Origin of the sequence: Alistipes shahii WAL 8301, assembly GCF_025145845.1 — a bacterium.
Taxonomy (GTDB): domain Bacteria; phylum Bacteroidota; class Bacteroidia; order Bacteroidales; family Rikenellaceae; genus Alistipes; species Alistipes shahii.
In genome coordinates, this window is sequence record NZ_CP102253.1 from 760,299 (window position 1) to 777,876 (window position 17,578).

The window sequence follows — 17,578 nt, forward strand, 5'->3', positions numbered from 1 at the left end:
GCGTTTTCCCATCAAAGCCTGTCGGGAGCGTGTTTTTTAGCGGGCACGGACGGTGGTGGTGATACCGGCGGCCGTTCCGCAGGTCACCGTATAGCGCGCACCCTCCTGCAACTCGTTGAAGAAGCACTCCTCCGAGCTGGGGAAAACCGAACGGAACTTGCCGAGGGAACTCTTGGCGTGCTCCATGTACTCCGAATCGGCCGGGAGCAGTTCGACCGCCTTGGCCATCGTATCGTAAGCGGCCCAATAGGTCGCCAGACCGGCGAAACCGCCGCACGAACCTGCCGACGAAGCATAGCACTGCGCCAGGATGAAGTACGGAACGCCGTCCTCGGGATCCAGGTCGCGGGCCTGGCGCGCAGCGGCGGCAGCGCCCGGAATGTCGTTGGACACGAGGCCCACCAGCGCGATGCGCACGAGCAGTTTCTGACGCTCGGCGGGGTCTTTCTCGACATCCAGCGCCTCGTTCAGGTAGGTCTTCGCCTTTGCATAGTCCTTCTTGTTCTGGAAAGCCTGGGCCAGGAACATGGCCGTCTCCGACGAAGGCTTCACCTGATAGTATTTCTCGGCGATCGAGAAGTAGAAATCACCGTCGCACTTGGCGCGCGACATCAGAGCCACGGCCTGCGAAAGCAGCGCCTCGTCGTCGGGAGCGGCGGCCAGCTTGCCCTTGAAGAGTCTTTCGAGATTCTCGCAGCTTGCGGCGCCGCTCAATCCGAACGCAGCGTCGAACTGGCTCTTGTACTCGGCGGCAGCGGGGTTCTTCTCGAAGAACGGCGTCAGAAGGTCGTACTCGGCGATGATCTCGTCGGGCATCACCTCGTCGGTATTTCTGTAATCGTCGCAGAGGTTCGAGAAATAGGCCACGACGGTCTCGGGATCGGTGTTGTCGCCGCCGGCCTCGATGGCTGCGCGGAACGCTTCGCGGATACCCTTGCGGTCGGCGGGTTTGTACATCAGATACTCACGGGCCTTGCGGTCGAGGATATAGGGCGTGCCGTACTTGGGATGGTCGCCGAAATACTCGTTGCGCAGGTCGTAAACGATCATCAGCGAGTCGGTGTAGGTGTTTTTCTCGGCGATGCTCTTGGCGCGCGCGATCTTGTTCTTATAAAGCGTGATGCCGCGCACGAAGGTATTCTGCGAAGCCTTCGGACATTTGTCGAGCAGCTCCTTGAGGTAATGCGCGGCAGCGTTGTAATCCTTGTTGTCGAGCGACTCCTTGAGGAAGTTGCTGTTCAGAATGTTCTGCTCCCGCTCCTGAGGAGTGTCACCCCAGACCGCGTACTTCGGATCACTGAAATCTTGCTGTGCCATCGCTGCGACTGCAAAAAGCGCACACGCAGCAGAAAGCAGGAATTTAACGTTTTTCATCGGTCAGATTAATTTTTGTGTTTCTATCTTTTATTTTTGCTTGCCTGTCACATCAATCGAACTTGGAGCGCATGAACCAATATTCGCCGTTCTCCATCTGTCCCGCGAAGAGCGTGAAGCCGATCGCAAACTTGAAATACTGCTGCCGGACCAGCCCCAGGCGGTCGGCGATGTTGTAACCGCGGCGACCGTACTCGACGCCGATGTCGATGGCCGAGAAGGCGCCGCGCCTCACCGGAATGCCGATGCCCGCCGTCACGGCGTACTGCGCAAGCTTGTCCCCGTTGAACGTCTGGTTGTAGGCTCCGTAGCGGAAACCCGCACGGTAGGACCAGCGTTTGAGGAAGTGACGCGCATCGTAACGGTTCGGGGTGTATTCCACACCCATCTTGATCGTGCTCGTATTGGTGTAGGCCACCTTGTATTCCGTCTTGTTCTCCCCGCTGCCGCTGGTTCCCGTCATCTCGTAGCCCGAGTTGCGGCCGCCCCAGTTCTGGAACACATAATCCACGCCGACGGCCCACCTGCCGGTCTGGTAATAGGCCCCCACGGCCAGCTGCCGGGGCAGCACCAGCTTCAGGTGCGTCGTATCGCTCTTGACGACCGTGTTGTACAGGTCGCCGATATAGAGTTTTTTCGTCACCTCCGGGTTCAGGTCGCCGCCGAAGTCGTACGTCGCGCCGAAGGTCAGGATGCGCTTCGCGTTCAGAATCGCGTTCCACTGCACGCCGACCTGCCCCTTGATGCTCGAAATGCTGTAATTGTCCTGCCCCACCGTCGAGGTGAAGGTTCCCTCGCCCGTAATGGCGGTCGGGGTCATCACGAACGTACGGTCGATGTCGCCCCAGTAATACTGTGCGGCGATACCCACCGAAAAATTCTTGAACGGCTCCCAGCCCAGGCCGACCTTGACCTCCGTCACGTCGCCCTCGCCCTGGTAGTTGTACTGAATATTGCCGACGTTGGCGTAAATGGGGTCTTCGGGATCGTATTCGTGGTAATACTTGGTCCTGTAACCCACCGAACTGTAAGGCGTGAGGCTGAAACCGAGTCCCAGCCGCTTCGCCACCGGCATCTGGAAAGCGATGTCGTGAAAGTTGAACGTGTTGTAGGCCGTCCGTTTCCCGACGCCTCCGACCGTCTGGGCGTTGTAGTAGTTCTGCCCCTCCAACCCGAAGTTGAAAAGGAAAGTCTTCTGCGGAGCCGCGCTGTAAGCCGCGGGGTTGAGCAGGTTGACCGTACTCACCGAACGCATGGCCACACCCGCACCGCCCATCGAGCGCATCTGCAGCGTACCGGGGGTATTCTGTTCACCGATGCCGTACATCGTATAGGGCGAGAATGCGTTAATACTGCTTGTCTGGGCCGAAACGGCAAAAGGAAACATCGCTGCAGCCGCGACAACCAGCTTAATCAAGGTGTTCTTCACTTGCATTGTACTCTAAAATTCGATCCAATCCGCAAAAGACCAGATTACAATTTGCAAATATCGTGTTTTTAATTCTTTTCGCAAAGTATTTCGCGTCCCCGCCGGTAAAAATTACGCATAAATCGTCGATTTTTTTCTCCATCCGGGCCATATAGCCCTCAATTTCGAAGGTCAGCGAGTTCATCACCCCCAGGCGGATGGCCTCTTCGGTGGTGAGCCCCTGCAACTCCCCGCTTTCGGTCGGACCGCACAGCGGCAGGCAGGCCGTGTAGTCGTGGAGCGCCCGAAAACGGGTTTTCATCCCCGGCGAAATGCACCCGCCGCGGAACGTGTTGTCGGCCGTCACCAGGTCGATCGTGACGGCCGTGCCGAAATCGACGATCAGCACGTTGCGCCCCGGGTAAAGCACCGTGGCGCCCACGGCGGCGGCCAGCCGGTCGCGGCCCAGCGTCTCGGGCGTATGGTAAGCGTTGGCAACCGGCACGGGGGTCTGCGAGGTGAATTCCAGCAGGTAATCCGCATAGGGCCTGACCGTTTCGACCACGTCGTCCGCTTCGCCGCGCGTCGAAGCGACGACGGCCTTCGCGGCCCTGCGGCCCTCCAGCAACTCGCCGAGCATCGACGGATGCAGCCGCTCCACGCAGCGCTGGGCGACGATCCGTCCGCCGTCAAAAACGGCCAACTTGACAAGGGTGTTGCCTATGTCTACGATCAGATTCAAAGCTGCTGCAGCGTTTTGTATGCGTCTTCCACGTCTTTGACATTCCTAACGGTCATCGCCAACCGATTATTGTGCTGTTTGAGCACAAATCGGTCGGGCCGCTGCGTAATCCGCTGCAACAGGGTCATAAAGGCCTCGCTCTTGTAGAAAGGCGAGTTCTCCTCGCCCACGAAATGCACGATCATCAGCCCGTTCTTGACCTTCACGCGCTCCATGCCCAGACGAATGGCCTCCCAGCGCAGGCGCACGACGTTCAACAGCTCCTTCGCGGCGCGCGGCAGGGGACCGAAGCGGTCCGCAAGACGGCTCTCGAAGGCCTGCAAAGCCTCCTCGTCCTTCGTCGAGTCGAGTTCGCGGTAGAGTTTCAGGCGTTCGGCCTGCTGCGAAACGTAGGCGTCGGGCAGCGCGGCCTCGACCTCGATGTCGATGTGCGCGTCGTCGATGAAACGCATCTGCTCCACGACCTCCTGCTCCCCGTCGCTCAGGCCCGGGACATGAAGCCCCTCGGCACGCAGTTCGGCAACCGCCTCGTTCATAATCTTCTGGTAGGTCTCGAAACCGATGTCGGCGATGAACCCGCTCTGCTCGGCGCCCAGCAGGTTGCCCGCGCCGCGGATGTCGAGGTCCTGCATGGCGATGTTGAACCCCGAACCCAGGTCGGAGAACTCCTCGATGGCCCGCAGACGCCGCCGCGCGTCGGACGACAGCAGCTCGTCGGGCGGCGAAAGCAGGTAGCAGTAGCCCTTCTGGTTCGAACGCCCCACGCGGCCGCGCAGCTGGTGCAGGTCGCTCAAACCGAAGTTCTGGGCGTTGTCGACGATGATCGTATTGGCGTTGGGAATGTCGATGCCGTTCTCGACGATGGTCGTCGACACCAGCACGTCGAATTCCCCGTAGATGAAGTCCATGATGAGTTTCTCCAGCTGCTCGGCCGGCATCTTGCCGTGCCCGACGGCCACACGGGCCTTCGGGCAGAGGCGCGTGATCAGCCCCTGGAGGGCCGGCAGGTCCTCGACGCGGTTGTGGACGAAATAGACCTGGCCGCCGCGGGCGAGTTCCGCCTCGACGGCATCGCGGATGATCTCCTCCGAGAATACGTGCGACTCGGTGAGGATCGGCTGGCGGTTGGGCGGCGGGGTCGAAATGACGGACAAGTCCCGCGAACCCATCAGCGAGAATCGCAGCGTGCGCGGAATCGGCGTGGCGGTGAGCGTCAGCGTATCGACCGAAACGCTCATCTCGGTGAGCTTTTCCTTGGCGGCGACGCCGAATTTCTGCTCCTCGTCGATGATCAGCAGCCCCAGGTCGCGGAACACGATCTGCTTGCCCAGCATCTTGTGCGTGCCGATCAGGATGTCGATCTTCCCCGAGGCGAGGTCCTCGCGGATCTGGCTGACCTCCTTCGTGGATTTGGTGCGGTTGATGTACTCCACCCTCACCGGGAAATCGCGCAGACGCTCGGTGAACGAGCGGTAGTGCTGCAAGGCGAGGATCGTCGTCGGAACCAGCACGGCGACCTGCTTGCCGTCGACAGCGGCCTTGAACGCCGCGCGGATCGCCACCTCGGTCTTTCCGAAGCCCACGTCGCCGCACACCAGCCGGTCCATCGGCTGATCCGACTCCATGTCCTTCTTGATGGCCGCCGTGGCCGACTGCTGGTCGGGAGTGTCCTCCCAGCGGAACGACGCCTCCAGCTCGTGCTGCAAATAGCTGTCGTGCGAGAAGGCGTAGCCCTTCGAGGCCTTGCGTTTGGCGTAGAGGGCGATCAGTTCGCGCGAAATGTCCTTGACGGCCTTCTTGGTGGCGTTCTTCAGCTTCTGCCAGGCGCCGTTGCCCAGTTTGTAGACCTTCGGCGGCTCGCCGTCGCCCGACTTGTAGCGCGAAATGCGGTGGAGCGAGTGCACGTTGACGAACAGCACGTCGCCGTCCTTGTAGACCAGCTTGATCGCCTCCTGCATGCGTCCGTCGCCCGCGGCGATCTTCACCAGCCCGTCGAAACGGCCCACGCCGTGGTCGATATGCACCACGTAGTCGCCCGGGCGCAGCTGGTTCAGCTCGGCGACGGTCATCTGCTCGTCGCGCCGGATCTCGCCGTTGATGCGGTAACGCTGGTAGCGGTCGAAAATCTGATGGTCGGTGTAGAGGCACAGTTTCAGGTCGTTGTCCACGAACCCCTCGTGCAGGGTCGTCGACAGCGACCGCACGACGGCCTGTCCGCGGCCGATCTGGTGGAAAATATTTTCGAGACGCTCGACCTGCGCCTTGTTCTCCGAAAGTATATAGGTATCGTAACCCCGCAGCGCACCCCGGATCATGTCGTCGGCCAGCATCTCGAAATTTTTATTGAATTTCGGCTGGGGCGACGTCGCGAACTTCACCGTTGCGGCCGCGGGCCGCTCGGGAAGATTGTCGCGCAGCAGGAAAATCCGGCTTCCGGAAAGGTCGGCCACGAGCGAGTTGCGGCTCGTCAGCAGCGAGTCGATCTCATCGGGATGCTCCATGTCCGAGAGCGTCCTGCGGCGGATGTCGTTGACCCTCCGCAACACGAAATCGGCGTCGTAGAACCACCAGGAAGCCTCCGCGCCCGCAAACCGCGCGAAGGAGACCTTCGCCGCGGCGGGCGTCCCGGCGTTCAGGTCGGGGATGATCTCCACGCGCTCCAGCCTGTCCGACGACAGCTGGCTCGAAATGTTGAACCGCCGGATCGAGTCGACCTCGTCGCCGAAGAAATCCAGTCGGTAGGGTTTGCTCTCCGAATAGGAGAAGACGTCGACGATACCGCCGCGCACCGAGTACTGGCCAGGCTCGTAGACGAAATCCACGCGCGTAAACGAAGCATCGACAAGCGCCTGCTCCAGCACCTCGATCGAAATCCGGTCGCCGACCCTCACGGTGATCGTCTCCCGTTGCAGGGCTTCGGCGTCGGCGACCCGCTCGGCCAGCGCCTCGGGGCAGGTGCAGACCACCAGGTAGCCCTTCCCCGAGAAATTCCGCACGGCGTGCATCGTCGCCGTGCGCTGCACCACGCCCTGCGCATCCTCGGCGCCATAGGCCGCCGAACGCTTCCACGACGAGGGAAAGAAGTAAACCTGCCGTTCGTCCAGCAGGTTGTAGAAGTCGTTCAGAAGGTAGGCTGCGGCGTCACGGTCCTCGGCGACAAAGACATGCACGCCCCCGGATTCGGCCACGGCCGCCGCGGCATAAAACGAAAGAGCGCCGCCGACCAGCTCTTCGAGGTGGACGGTAGCACTCCTGTTTTTATATTCGCGGCACAGTCTGCCGAGGGCTTTCGACCCGGCGGCGAACTGCGCCAGCTGCTCGCGGGCGGTTGCCATGCCTTATTTGGTTATAAGGTCGTTATCCTTTTTGTCATGGTAGTGGATCTCGACGATCCCGATGCTCTGGTCCTCGGCGATCTCAAGGCGCACCTTGTACTTCCACTCCCAGCGGCGGCGCAGCGACCAGAGGCCCTTTCGGAGGAACGCCGCCACGTAAGGACTGACGACCAGCTTGATGAATTTGTGTCCGCGATCCTGCGTGAGGAACGAAATCTGGTTCTCGATCTTCTTGTCCAGCAGCACCGTAGGTTCGATCTTGCCCGAACCGTTGCACGTCGGGCAGACGTCCGAAACGCTCTCGACGGCCACGGGACGCACCCGCTGGCGGGTGATCTGCATCAGGCCGAATTTCGTGAGTGGCAGCACCGTGTGCTTGGCCTTGTCGGTGGCCATCAGCTTCACCATCTCGTCGAACAGCGCCTGCTTGTTCTGCGCCTTGTGCAGGTCGATGAAGTCGATGATGACGATACCGCCCAAATCACGCAGCCGCAGCTGGCGGGCGATCTCCTTCGCCGCGGCGAGGTTCACGTCCATGGCGGTCTGCTCCTGGTTGTCCTCGGCCTTGGTGCGGTTGCCCGAATTGACGTCGATGACGTTCATGGCCTCCGTGCGCTCGATGATGAGGTAGGCGCCGCGTTTGAGCGACACGTACTTGGCGAAGAGCGACTTGATCTGCTTCGAGATGTCGAAGTTGTCGAAAATGGGCACGTTGCCCTTGTAGAGTTTGACGATCTTCTCCTTCTCGGGTTCGATCTGGCGGATGTAGCCGCGGATTTCGTTGTACATCGCCTCGTCGTCGACGGCGATCTGCGAGAAGGAGCCGTTCAGCGAGTCGCGGATGATCGTGTTGGCGCGGTTCATCTCGCTCATCAGCTGCGCCGGGGCCGACGCCGCGTTCTTCTTGATCGCCGCGCAGGTCTTGCGCCAGCGGTCGATCTGGGTCTGGATGTCGTGCTCGATGTCCTCGTCCTTGGCCTCCATGGCCGCCGTGCGGATGATGACGCCGAAATTCTTCGGCAGCACCGCCGCGGCAATGCGCTTGAGACGCTTCTTCTCGTCCGCCGAGCGGATTTTCTGCGAAAGGAAAACCTTCGAGGTGAAGGGAACCAGCACCACGTTGCGGCCGGCCAGCGAAATGTCGGCCGTCAGGCGCGGACCTTTGGTCGAAATGGCCTCCTTGGCCACCTGGACCATGATCTGCTGCCCCACCTGGAGGTATTCGCCGATCTTCCCGGTCTTCTCGACGGGCGGTTCGAGTTTCATGCTCTCGACGCGGAACCCGCGTTTTCCGGGCTGCTGCGAGGCGACGAGCTTCTGCAACGAGGGGAACTGCGGCCCCAGGTCGAGGTAGTGGATAAAGGCGTCCTTTTCGTGTCCGATGTTGACGAATGCCGCGTTCAGTCCCGGCATGATCTTGCGCACCTTCCCGAGGTAGATGTCCCCCACGGCGAAGCCCGTCTGGCACTGCTCCTTGTTCAGTTCGACGAGCACCTTGTCCTCGCACATGGCGATTGATATCTCGGTCGGGGTTACGTTTACGATTAATTCTCTGTTCATCTATCGTGTGTCGCGCTCCGGGAAACCGGGCGCGGTATGGCTGAAATTAGTACTGAAGCCGCGTTTTGCTGTGAAGTGGCGGCGAACTCCAAAGGGAAAAATGGATGCCGGAAACGTCCGGCGGAACGCGGGGCCCGGCGTCCGGAAAACCCGCGAAAAAGGCGGAAAAACCGCCCGAAAAATCGGAAACCCGAAAATAGGTAAAGCTAAAAGAACCCTTTGGCCCCTTTAGCTTTATCTATCGTTAGAACAAAGGTGCTACCCTACTTTTTCTTGTGACGGTTCTTACGAAGACGTTTTTTCCGCTTGTGGGTAGCCATCTTGTGACGCTTATGCTTCTTTCCGTTTGGCATAGTCCTTAAATTTTAAGAGGTTCTTATTATCCGTTATTTCACCTTCGCTGCGAAGCTCTTTGCGGGCTTGAAAGCGGGGATGTTGTGTTCGGGAATGGTGATCGTCGTGTTCTTCGAGATGTTGCGGGCAACCTTCTTGGCGCGCTTCTTCACGATGAAGCTGCCGAAACCACGGAGATACACGTTATTTTTTTGGGTGAGCGACGTCTTGATGCTCTCCATGAAAGCCTCGACGATAGCCTGCACCTGCACCTTCTCAACGCCGGTGCTTTTAGCGATTTCGCTTACGATATCTGCCTTTGTCATGTTTATATAGTATTTAAAATTAAGTTCATCCAAAATGATTCGGAGTGCAAATATACGCTTTATTTACATATCCGCCAATAATCGGCAATTTTTTTTCACTTTTTTCCCGCGGCAGTGTAGTCTGCACGTTCACAACACGATAACAAATATCGGGCAAAACCCGGGCCAAAATTAAAATATTCTATATCAGATATTTATTCCGAAGGCTCGACGTAAACGCCAAAAAACATTAAACAACTGTATTACAAGCACATATTAAACACATATCCCGACAGAATAAAGAATAAAGTCATCACTCCGAAGAATATCCCGATCAGCCGCCATGTCATCACCTTTTTCAACATCGTGGCTTCCGGCAACGATAACCCGACAACGCCCATCATAAAGGCGATAGCCGTCCCCAGCGGAATGCCTTTGGTCACGAAGACCTGCACCACCGGAACGATTCCGGCGGCGTTGGCATACATCGGTACGGCGCAAACGACAGCCAATGGCACGGCAAACCAATTATCTTTCGACATATATTGCTCGAAAAATCCTTCGGGCACATACCCGTGCATCGCCGCACCTGCACCGATACCGATCAACACATATACCAGCACACCCCGCACAATACCCCACGCATCGCGCACAATGACGGGAAGCCGTCGAACGAACGGCGTGCGCTCTTCCGCCCAAACTTCCGATTTCGTATCGGACTGCGCCTGCAGCTGCCGCACCCACGGCGAAAGATAGCGTTCCAGCCTGAAGCGGCCGAGTACAAAGCCACCGATCATGCCGAGCAGAATGCCGCTCACAACATAAATCGCCGTCGCCCGCAGGCCGAACGAACCAAGGAACATCGCCACGGCAACCTCATTCACAAGCGGCGAGGTAATCAGAAACGCAAATGTCACACCCAAAGGAATCCCGCCTTTGACAAAACCGATAAACAACGGGATCGACGAGCAGGAGCAAAACGGCGTGATAGCCCCGAACAGCGATGCAAAAAGGTATTGAAACCCGTACAGTTTGCGGGTCGTAAGGTAATGGCGCAGTTTGTCAATCGGAAAATAGGCATTGACGATTCCCATTACCATACTGATCAAGAACAGCAGGATCAGAATTTTGACACTGTCGTAGAAAAAGAAATTGACAGCGCTTCCGAAATGTGTTTCGGCGCTCATCCCGAATACGCCGTAGACGAGCCAGTCGGCAAATCGTTGAATCATCGTTTTAACAGAAATAAATTGCTCCATAATAAATGCCCACGGCTATAAAAAGCAAGCCTACAATCCGCGAGAGCCACTTTTGAATCGCCTGCATCCGGTTGTAGAATGCGCCCAACCCGGCAACGCTGTACGCCAACAGCCATGCGACGATGACCACAGGAAGCCCCGTAGCGACAGCGAATACGGCAGGCAGGAGATAACCGCCCGTTTCTGCGGCCGACATCGGAATAAGCATTCCGAAATAGAAAACGCCGCTCGTCGGGCAGAACGCCAGAGAAAAAAGAATGCCGAGCAACAGCGCACCCCATCCGCCACCCCGCCCCATCCGCTCGCCGCGCCCCGAGAACCCGAAATTCGGCAGGTTGAGCCGATGTCCGAAGAGCATAAACAATCCGATCAGAATCAGCGCCGGAGCGATCAGCATTTCTCCCCATTTGCCGATTGCCTTCTGAATGGCGAAAACACTCGCCCCCGCACGCAGCACAGCAATCAGCACCGCACCCAGCAACGTGTAGGTCGCGACACGTCCGAGCGTGTAAAGCAAGCCATTGAGAAAAACGCGGCGGCGGTTTTCCAAATCCTTCGAGATATAACCCACCGCGGCGATGTTCGTCGCCAGCGGGCAGGGGCTTACGGCGGTCAGCAGGCCGAGCAGAAAAGCGGTCAGTATCGGAACGGTCGAGCCGTCCAGCAAGTGCTGCAAACATTCCATACCTATTCGCCCAACTGTTTTCGAATTTCGGCACAGAGTTCCGCTTTAAATTGCTCCGGATTCGTGCGAGCATTGGCAAAGGCGAACTGCGTCAAATCGGTTACGGTTTCTTTCCCGTCCCGCCATTTATTCAGCAACAGCGCCGACCACGTCACTTCATATCTGTCGGCCAACGCTTCATTTTCCGGCTTTGCAATGTCAATAATACGAAAATACACCTCTCCGGCCCCAACCTGCCCGGCGAAATCGGTTTCGACAACCTCTTTCACGCCGGTTTCAATCGCAATACAGGTCGCGCAGCGTTTTGCCCCGTAGAAACAAAGCACTTCGACACAATCATCCTGCTGCCTATCGGCAACGGTTTTTCGCGGATTATTTCCGCAGGCGGCAAATGCTGCGGCAGCCACAAGCAACAATAATCTTTTCATGGCGAATTATTTTGTCAGCAGTTCCTTGACCTCTGCAAGCGATAATTTCCGCCCTTTGGCTACGACCTGCTCATCCACGACCAACGCCGGCAGGGCCATCACATTGTAGGACATGATTTTCATGATGTCCTCTTCCTTTACGACCGTCGCCGCCAATTTCAACTCGGCGACCACCTGCTTTACCGTTTCGTGGAGTACCTTGCATCCGGCGCACCCCGTTCCCAATACTTTAATCTCCATATCTGCTTTTCATTAAATGTAATTCGCCGAACAACGAACAATATCAATAAAAAAAGTCGTTCACCCGCAGCAGGAATCTTTGTCCTTGCAGTCACAGAAGAAACCGACAAAAAGATTGCGCGCCACCGTCCAATTCGCACGGTTGATACAATAACGGACTTTCGGTGTTTCGATTTCACCCTGTATCAATCCGGCCTCTTTCAACTCCTTTAGATGCTGCGATACGGTCGCTTTGGCAATCGGCAACACTTCGTGAATATCCCCGAAAAAGCAACTGTCCTGCCTGACAAGGAATTGCAGAATAGCCATCCGCGCCGGATGCCCCATCGCCTTGGCAAAGCGGGCAATTTGTTCCTCCTGGTCCGTATAGGCCTTTTTCGTCATATCCGTTATCATTGTTCGCAAATATACGAACAATATTCCGTTCCAGCAAAAAATTACCGCAATATTCACACAAAACCGGAGCCGACCCAATAAACCGCGGGGTTTTTGCGTTTGATGATAAAAACATTAATTTTGCAAATTCTAAATCCGATAACGGTATGGTCAAAATACTCTGGGTCGACGACGAAGTCGAACTGCTGAAACCCCACGTGCTGTTCCTGCAGCAGAAGGGCTATGAAGTGGACACCTGCAACAACGGATACGACGCGATCGACATGGCTTCCGAAGGAGCCTACGACCTGATCATCCTCGACGAAATGATGCCCGGCATGACGGGACTCGAAACCCTTCCCAAGATCAAGGAGGTGCGCCCCACGACGCCCGTGATCATGGTCACCAAGAGCGAGGAGGAGAACATCATGGACAAGGCCGTGGGGTCGAAGATCGCCGACTACCTCATCAAGCCCGTCAACCCCAACCAGGTGCTGCTCTCGATCAAGAAGAACGTGCACCAGCAACAGCTGGTGACCGAGCAGACCACCGCCGACTACCGTTCGGAGTTCGGCCGCATCTCGTCCTCGCTCCAGATGGCCGACACGTTCCAGGACTGGTGCGCGCTCTACCGCAAACTCACCGCATGGGAGGTCGAACTGGCGGAATCCACCGACCAGAGCATCAAGGAGGTGCTGACCTACCAGAAAAGCGAGGCCAACCAGGAGTTCTGCAAGTTCGTGCGCCGCAACTACTACAACTGGATCAACAAGCGCTCGGACGACACCCCCGTGATGTCGCACACGCTCATGCGCACCAACATCTTCCCCGTCGTCGACGAGAACCCCAAGACCACGCTGCTGCTGATCGACAACTTCCGCTACGACCAGTGGCGGTCGATTTCGTCGCTGCTGCGGGGCTGGTACGACGTGGCGCAGGACGACTTTTACTGCGCCATCCTCCCCACCGCCACGCAGTACGCCCGCAACGCCGTCTTCGCGGGGCTGATGCCGCTGGCCATCGACCGCCTGATGCCCAACAAGTGGCTCAACGACAACGAGGAGGGCGGCAAGAACCAGTACGAGGAGGAGTTTCTGAAGCGGCTGATGAGCCAGAACGGCAAGAACTGGAAGTTCTCGTTCGACAAGCTGGTGCGCCCGGAGCAGGGGCGCAAGCTGGTGGACAACATCCAGAAGGTCTACGACGCCGATTTCTCGGTCATCGTCTACAACTTCCTCGACATCCTTTCGCACGCACGTACCGAGACCGACATCATCCGCGAACTCACGGAGGACGACGCGGCGTTCCGCTCGCTGACGCGCTCGTGGTTCGAGCACTCGGACCTTTACACCATCCTCAAGCTCCTCTCCGAGCGGGGACACACCGTCGTCATCACCTCGGACCACGGCACGATCCGCGTGGACAACCCGGTGAAGGTGACCGGCGACCGCGAGACCTCGGCCAACCTGCGCTACAAGACGGGCCGCAACCTCGCGTACAACTCCCGCGAAGTCTACGAAATCCTGAAACCCGAGGACGTGCAGCTGCCGTCGAGCAACCTCACGTCGAGCTACATCTTCGCCTACAACACCGATTTCCTCGTCTACAACAACGACGCGAACCGCCACATCCGCTACTACCGCAACACGTTCCAGCACGGCGGAATTTCGATGGAGGAGATGATCGTACCGTATATCGTTCTAAAGCCAAAACAATAGATGAAAACCATTCACATCACCTCGCAGGACGAGCTTCCGCAGGTCGCCGGGGCGATCATCGGCTCGCTGGGCCGCCGCACGGTGGTCGCCTTCCGCGGCGAGATGGGCGCGGGCAAAACCACGCTCATCCGTGAAATCGCCGCAGAACTCGGGGCCGCCGACACCGTGACCAGCCCCACGTTCGCCATCGTCAACCAATACAAGGGCGAGGGCAACCGACGCATCCACCACTTCGATTTCTACCGCATCAACGACCTGCGGGAAGCCTTCGACTTCGGTTACGAGGAGTATTTCTACTCGGGAGACCTGTGTCTGGTGGAGTGGCCCGAGAAGATCGAACAGCTGCTGCCCGACAACACGATGACGGTGCGCATCACCGTAGACAGCGACACGGCACGCACCTTCGAGATCGACTGACCGCCGGCTTGAAAAGCCGGATTCAGAGCCGGCCGGATTCAAAGACCGCCAACCCCGGATCACGCCGTCGGGAGCTGTCCGCGCGCAGCCCCCATATCGCCGGCCCGTTTTTCCAAGGCCCCGCCCCGTTTCCGCAAGGCCCTGCCGCTTCGCAACCGCATCCCGGGACGAACCCCGCAAAGGTTCGTCCCGTTCGTTTGCCGCCACCGGAAAAATCCCTATCTTTGCAGCGGACATAATCGCCGCCCATGAAAAAACTCTTCAAAATCGCAGGTATCGCTCTGCTTTCGCTCATCGGCCTGCTGCTGGCAATCTTTCTGCTGGCCCGTTTCGTCTTCCGCGAACAGGCCATTGACTATCTGACCGGTCTCGAAAAACAGCAGCGCGTGGAGCTGCTCCGCGCCGCAGGCCCTTACGCCGCCGACACCGTGCAGTATCGCTTCACCTATAAACAGGACACCGTCCGCGCCCGTGAAATCCGCGAATACTTCCGGCTCGACACCCTCGTGAATCCCGCCGCGACGACCTGGGACAACGCCCGCGCGCTGGCGCAGTTCGTCGCCCGGAACATTCCCCACGCCAATCAGAAAGTCCACCCCGAAACGCGCAACGCAATCGGACTGTGGGAGTATACCCGTACCGTAGAACCGGCTTTCAACTGCCGCCTGCACTCGATCCTGCTCCACGAGCTGCTGCTCTCGCAAGGGATCGTCAACCGCTTCGTGACGTGCCTTCCGGCCGACTCGCTCGATCGGGACTGCCACGTGGTCAACCTCGTTTGGCTGCCCGAATGCGAGAAATGGGCGATGATAGACTCGGACATGCAATCCTACGTCGCCTCGCCCGAAGGCGAAGCGCTCTCACTCGAAGAGATGCGGCAGCGCACCGTCGCCGGAGAGCCGATGGCCGTACACCGGCTTCTCGGAACACGCGACCCGGAGAATTACCTCTCCTACTGGGCCAAGAACCTCTACTGGTTCACTTGTTGGGAGCAGACCGGATACGACAAGGAGGTCGGATACGAAGGCCGCGCCATCGCCCTGCTGCCCCCGGGGTTCGAGGGATTCTCGCTGAATGAATCCACCGTCCGGACCTCCGACGCCGACCGTTTCTGGGCCGCCCCGCAGCCGGCGGAATGATCCGGGCCCGCAAAACTTTCAACTTATAATTTTCAACGCGCAATATGCAGGAATACATTTCGAAACAACACCGGATTTTACGTCCCGCCGAACAGATTTACGCCGTCATCAGCCGCTTCGACAACCTCACCCCGGCCGTCGCCGACCGCGTCGAGGAGTGGCAGGCCACCGAGGAGACCTGTTCGTTCAAGGCCAAAGGCTTCACCGTCCGTCTCCGCATGGAGGAGCGCATCGAACCGCGCCACGTCAAGATCGTGGGCGACGACGGGGGAATCCCGATGGATTTCGCCTTCTGGATTCAGCTCCACAAAGTCTCCGACACCGACACCCGCATGCGGCTGGTGCTGCACATCGAGCTGAACATGATGATGAAAATGATGATCGGCGGCAAGCTCCAGGGCGCCATCGACCAGATCGCCGAAGGCATCGCTCGCGCGATGCAGGCGCAGGCGTAGGACGCCAGCTTCAGGGGCGACCCCAGGCCGGCAGGCCTCCGATCCCGACCATTGCACTCGCAGCGTAGGACGCCTGCTTAAAAAAGCAATCGCAGGACGACACGGCCTCCGACCCCGACCGCCGCTTCCGCAGCGTAAAAATTTTCAGAAGACAACCGCAGACATGAGACCGACCGACTACATCGCTTCGCTGTTCAAGCCTTCCGGAGGCCCCGGAGGGGAGTCTGCGGCATATGACTTCGATCCGATCGGCAGTTATTTCTACAACTGCCCGGCCGAAGAGGGAGTCTTTCAGATCGTCGACGCCGAGACGACGGCCGACCTCGACCTGAACGCCGTGTTCGAAAAGATCGACCGCACGACCTCACGTGTCGGCCAGCAATACCTCTACGCCCGGCTGCGGACGCTGCGGGGCGAGGAGGATGCCGCGGATTTCGACCGCCGGGTCGGTGCTTTCGAAAACGACGACGAACTGACGCAACGGTGCGCCGGACACCTTGCACGCCTCGCGGGCGACGACGCCTACGACCTCTGCCGGCTGATCTTCGACACCCCGGTCCGGGTCCGCCGCATCGGACTGATCTACGCGCTGACCGCTGCGGCCGCGGCCGCGCTGCTTCTCGCGCCGTTTTATCCGGCGCTGTTGCTGCTCTTCGTGGCGATCTACGCGGTCAACATGTATATTCATTACAGCAACAAAATCAACATCTCCCTCTACACATCGGCCGTAAAGCAGCTTTCCACGGCCCTGAAAACCGCGCGGTACCTTGCGGCAGAGGGGGTTCCCGGCTCGGACGAAGCCGCACGGCCGATCCGCCGGGTCGCCGAGGTCGAGCACCGCAGCCGCATCGTCGGCACGCAGGGCGACGGAGGCAACGAACTGGCGGCCGTCGGATGGCTGGCATTCGAGCTGGTGAAGATCGCGTTCAACATCGAGGTGATTCTTTTCCACCGCTTCACCGGCAGCATCGCGACTCACCGCGACGCCATCCACGACGTGTTCCGCTTCATCGGCCGGACCGACGCGGCCATCTCGGTCATGCGCCTGCGCCGCGCCGCGAAGACCTGCCGCCCGACGTTCACCGACGGCAAATACCTCGAAGCCGTGCAGGTCGTGCATCCTTTGATCGAGGGCTGCACAGCGAACACCCTGACGCTCGACGGCACGGGGCTGCTGCTCACCGGGTCGAACATGTCGGGCAAAACCACCTTCATCCGGACGGTGATGCTCAACGCCCTGTTGGGCGAGACCCTCTGCACCTGTTTTGCGGAGCGGTTCACGGCGCCCTACATGCGGCTCCACTCGTCGATCCGCATTTCGGACGACATCACCGAAGGGACGAGCTACTATTTGCAGGAGGTGCTCACCGTCAAGCGGCTGCTCGAAGACGCGGACCGGCCCGCGGCGTGCCTCTTCGTGCTCGACGAACTGTTCAAGGGCACGAACACCACCGAACGTATCGCGGCCGGGAAAGCCGTGCTGGCGCGCCTCAACCGCGGGCCGCACATCGTGCTGGCCGCCACGCACGACATCGAACTGGCCGAACTGCTGCGCGGCGACGGCTACGAACTGCACCACTTCCGTGAAGAGGTGGCCGACGGGCGGCTGGTATTCGACTACTGCCTGCACACCGGTCCCCTCACCACGCGCAACGCCATCCGCATTCTGGAGCTGTACGACTACCCGCCCGAACTGATCGCCGAGGCGTACGACACGCAGCAGAAACTGCTCGGCAACGGTTAAATCGCGCCCGTTTTATAACCGGGCGCGATCCGTTCAGAAACCGGAAAGGGCGCAGAACCGG

The 17,578-nt window shown here is 58.9% G+C and carries 16 protein-coding genes; 5 read left to right on the forward strand and 11 right to left on the reverse strand.

The window, feature by feature from the left end:
• Positions 1–36: 36 nt before the first annotated feature.
• The 11 genes from NQ492_RS03280 to NQ492_RS03330 form a co-directional block, all read right to left on the reverse strand.
• Positions 37–1,374: a tetratricopeptide repeat protein gene (locus NQ492_RS03280; RefSeq protein ID WP_172633824.1), complete on the reverse strand. Its 1,338-nt coding sequence runs from the start codon at positions 1,372–1,374 to the stop codon at positions 37–39.
• Between the two features lie 52 nt (positions 1,375–1,426).
• Entirely contained in the window at positions 1,427–2,761 is a 1,335-nt protein-coding gene (locus tag NQ492_RS03285) for an OmpP1/FadL family transporter (RefSeq protein WP_015547906.1), read from the reverse strand.
• Positions 2,762–2,783: 22 nt separating this feature from the next.
• A complete protein-coding gene (locus NQ492_RS03290) occupies positions 2,784–3,524 on the reverse strand; it encodes a type III pantothenate kinase (RefSeq protein WP_022061048.1) in 741 nt (246 codons plus the stop codon).
• On the reverse strand, positions 3,521–6,859 hold the full coding sequence (gene mfd / locus NQ492_RS03295; RefSeq protein WP_015547907.1) for a transcription-repair coupling factor: 3,339 nt from the start codon (positions 6,857–6,859) through the stop codon (positions 3,521–3,523). Before mfd ends, NQ492_RS03290 begins: the two co-directional genes overlap by 4 nt.
• 3 nt (positions 6,860–6,862) lie before the next feature.
• Positions 6,863–8,419 carry an Rne/Rng family ribonuclease gene (locus NQ492_RS03300; RefSeq protein WP_044054590.1) on the reverse strand — a complete coding sequence of 519 codons (1,557 nt, stop codon included), beginning with the start codon at positions 8,417–8,419 and terminating at the stop codon, positions 6,863–6,865.
• Between the two features lie 386 nt (positions 8,420–8,805).
• Positions 8,806–9,078, reverse strand: coding sequence for an HU family DNA-binding protein (locus tag NQ492_RS03305; RefSeq protein WP_015547910.1), 273 nt, complete (start codon positions 9,076–9,078; stop codon positions 8,806–8,808).
• 242 nt (positions 9,079–9,320) lie between these two features.
• Positions 9,321–10,289, reverse strand: a complete 969-nt coding sequence (locus tag NQ492_RS03310) for a permease (RefSeq protein WP_015547911.1) — start codon at positions 10,287–10,289, stop codon at positions 9,321–9,323.
• Between the two features lie 4 nt (positions 10,290–10,293).
• Positions 10,294–11,001, reverse strand: coding sequence for an aromatic aminobenezylarsenical efflux permease ArsG family transporter (locus tag NQ492_RS03315; protein ID WP_015547912.1), 708 nt, complete (start codon positions 10,999–11,001; stop codon positions 10,294–10,296).
• A 2-nt stretch (positions 11,002–11,003) separates the two neighbouring features.
• Positions 11,004–11,429: a nitrophenyl compound nitroreductase subunit ArsF family protein gene (locus tag NQ492_RS03320; protein WP_015547913.1), complete on the reverse strand. Its 426-nt coding sequence runs from the start codon at positions 11,427–11,429 to the stop codon at positions 11,004–11,006.
• 6 nt (positions 11,430–11,435) lie between these two features.
• Positions 11,436–11,669 carry a thioredoxin family protein gene (locus NQ492_RS03325; RefSeq protein WP_015547914.1) on the reverse strand — a complete coding sequence of 78 codons (234 nt, stop codon included), beginning with the start codon at positions 11,667–11,669 and terminating at the stop codon, positions 11,436–11,438.
• A 60-nt stretch (positions 11,670–11,729) separates the two neighbouring features.
• On the reverse strand, positions 11,730–12,053 hold the full coding sequence (locus NQ492_RS03330; protein WP_044054880.1) for an ArsR/SmtB family transcription factor: 324 nt from the start codon (positions 12,051–12,053) through the stop codon (positions 11,730–11,732).
• Positions 12,054–12,211: 158 nt separating this feature from the next.
• On the opposite strand from NQ492_RS03330, the gene porX reads away from it, so the two are divergent.
• From porX to NQ492_RS03355, 5 genes are all read left to right on the forward strand, one after another.
• A complete protein-coding gene (gene porX / locus NQ492_RS03335) occupies positions 12,212–13,762 on the forward strand; it encodes a T9SS response regulator signal transducer PorX (RefSeq protein ID WP_015547916.1) in 1,551 nt (516 codons plus the stop codon).
• On the forward strand, positions 13,763–14,179 hold the full coding sequence (gene tsaE / locus NQ492_RS03340; protein ID WP_015547917.1) for a tRNA (adenosine(37)-N6)-threonylcarbamoyltransferase complex ATPase subunit type 1 TsaE: 417 nt from the start codon (positions 13,763–13,765) through the stop codon (positions 14,177–14,179). It begins immediately after the preceding gene.
• Between the two features lie 248 nt (positions 14,180–14,427).
• A complete protein-coding gene (locus NQ492_RS03345; RefSeq protein WP_015547918.1) occupies positions 14,428–15,318 on the forward strand; it encodes a transglutaminase domain-containing protein in 891 nt (296 codons plus the stop codon).
• Between the two features lie 44 nt (positions 15,319–15,362).
• Complete coding sequence (locus NQ492_RS03350; RefSeq protein WP_015547919.1) at positions 15,363–15,773, forward strand: hypothetical protein; 411 nt, start codon at positions 15,363–15,365, stop codon at positions 15,771–15,773.
• A 163-nt stretch (positions 15,774–15,936) separates the two neighbouring features.
• Entirely contained in the window at positions 15,937–17,517 is a 1,581-nt protein-coding gene (locus tag NQ492_RS03355; protein ID WP_015547920.1) for a MutS-related protein, read from the forward strand.
• The last annotated feature ends 61 nt before the right edge of the window (positions 17,518–17,578 follow it).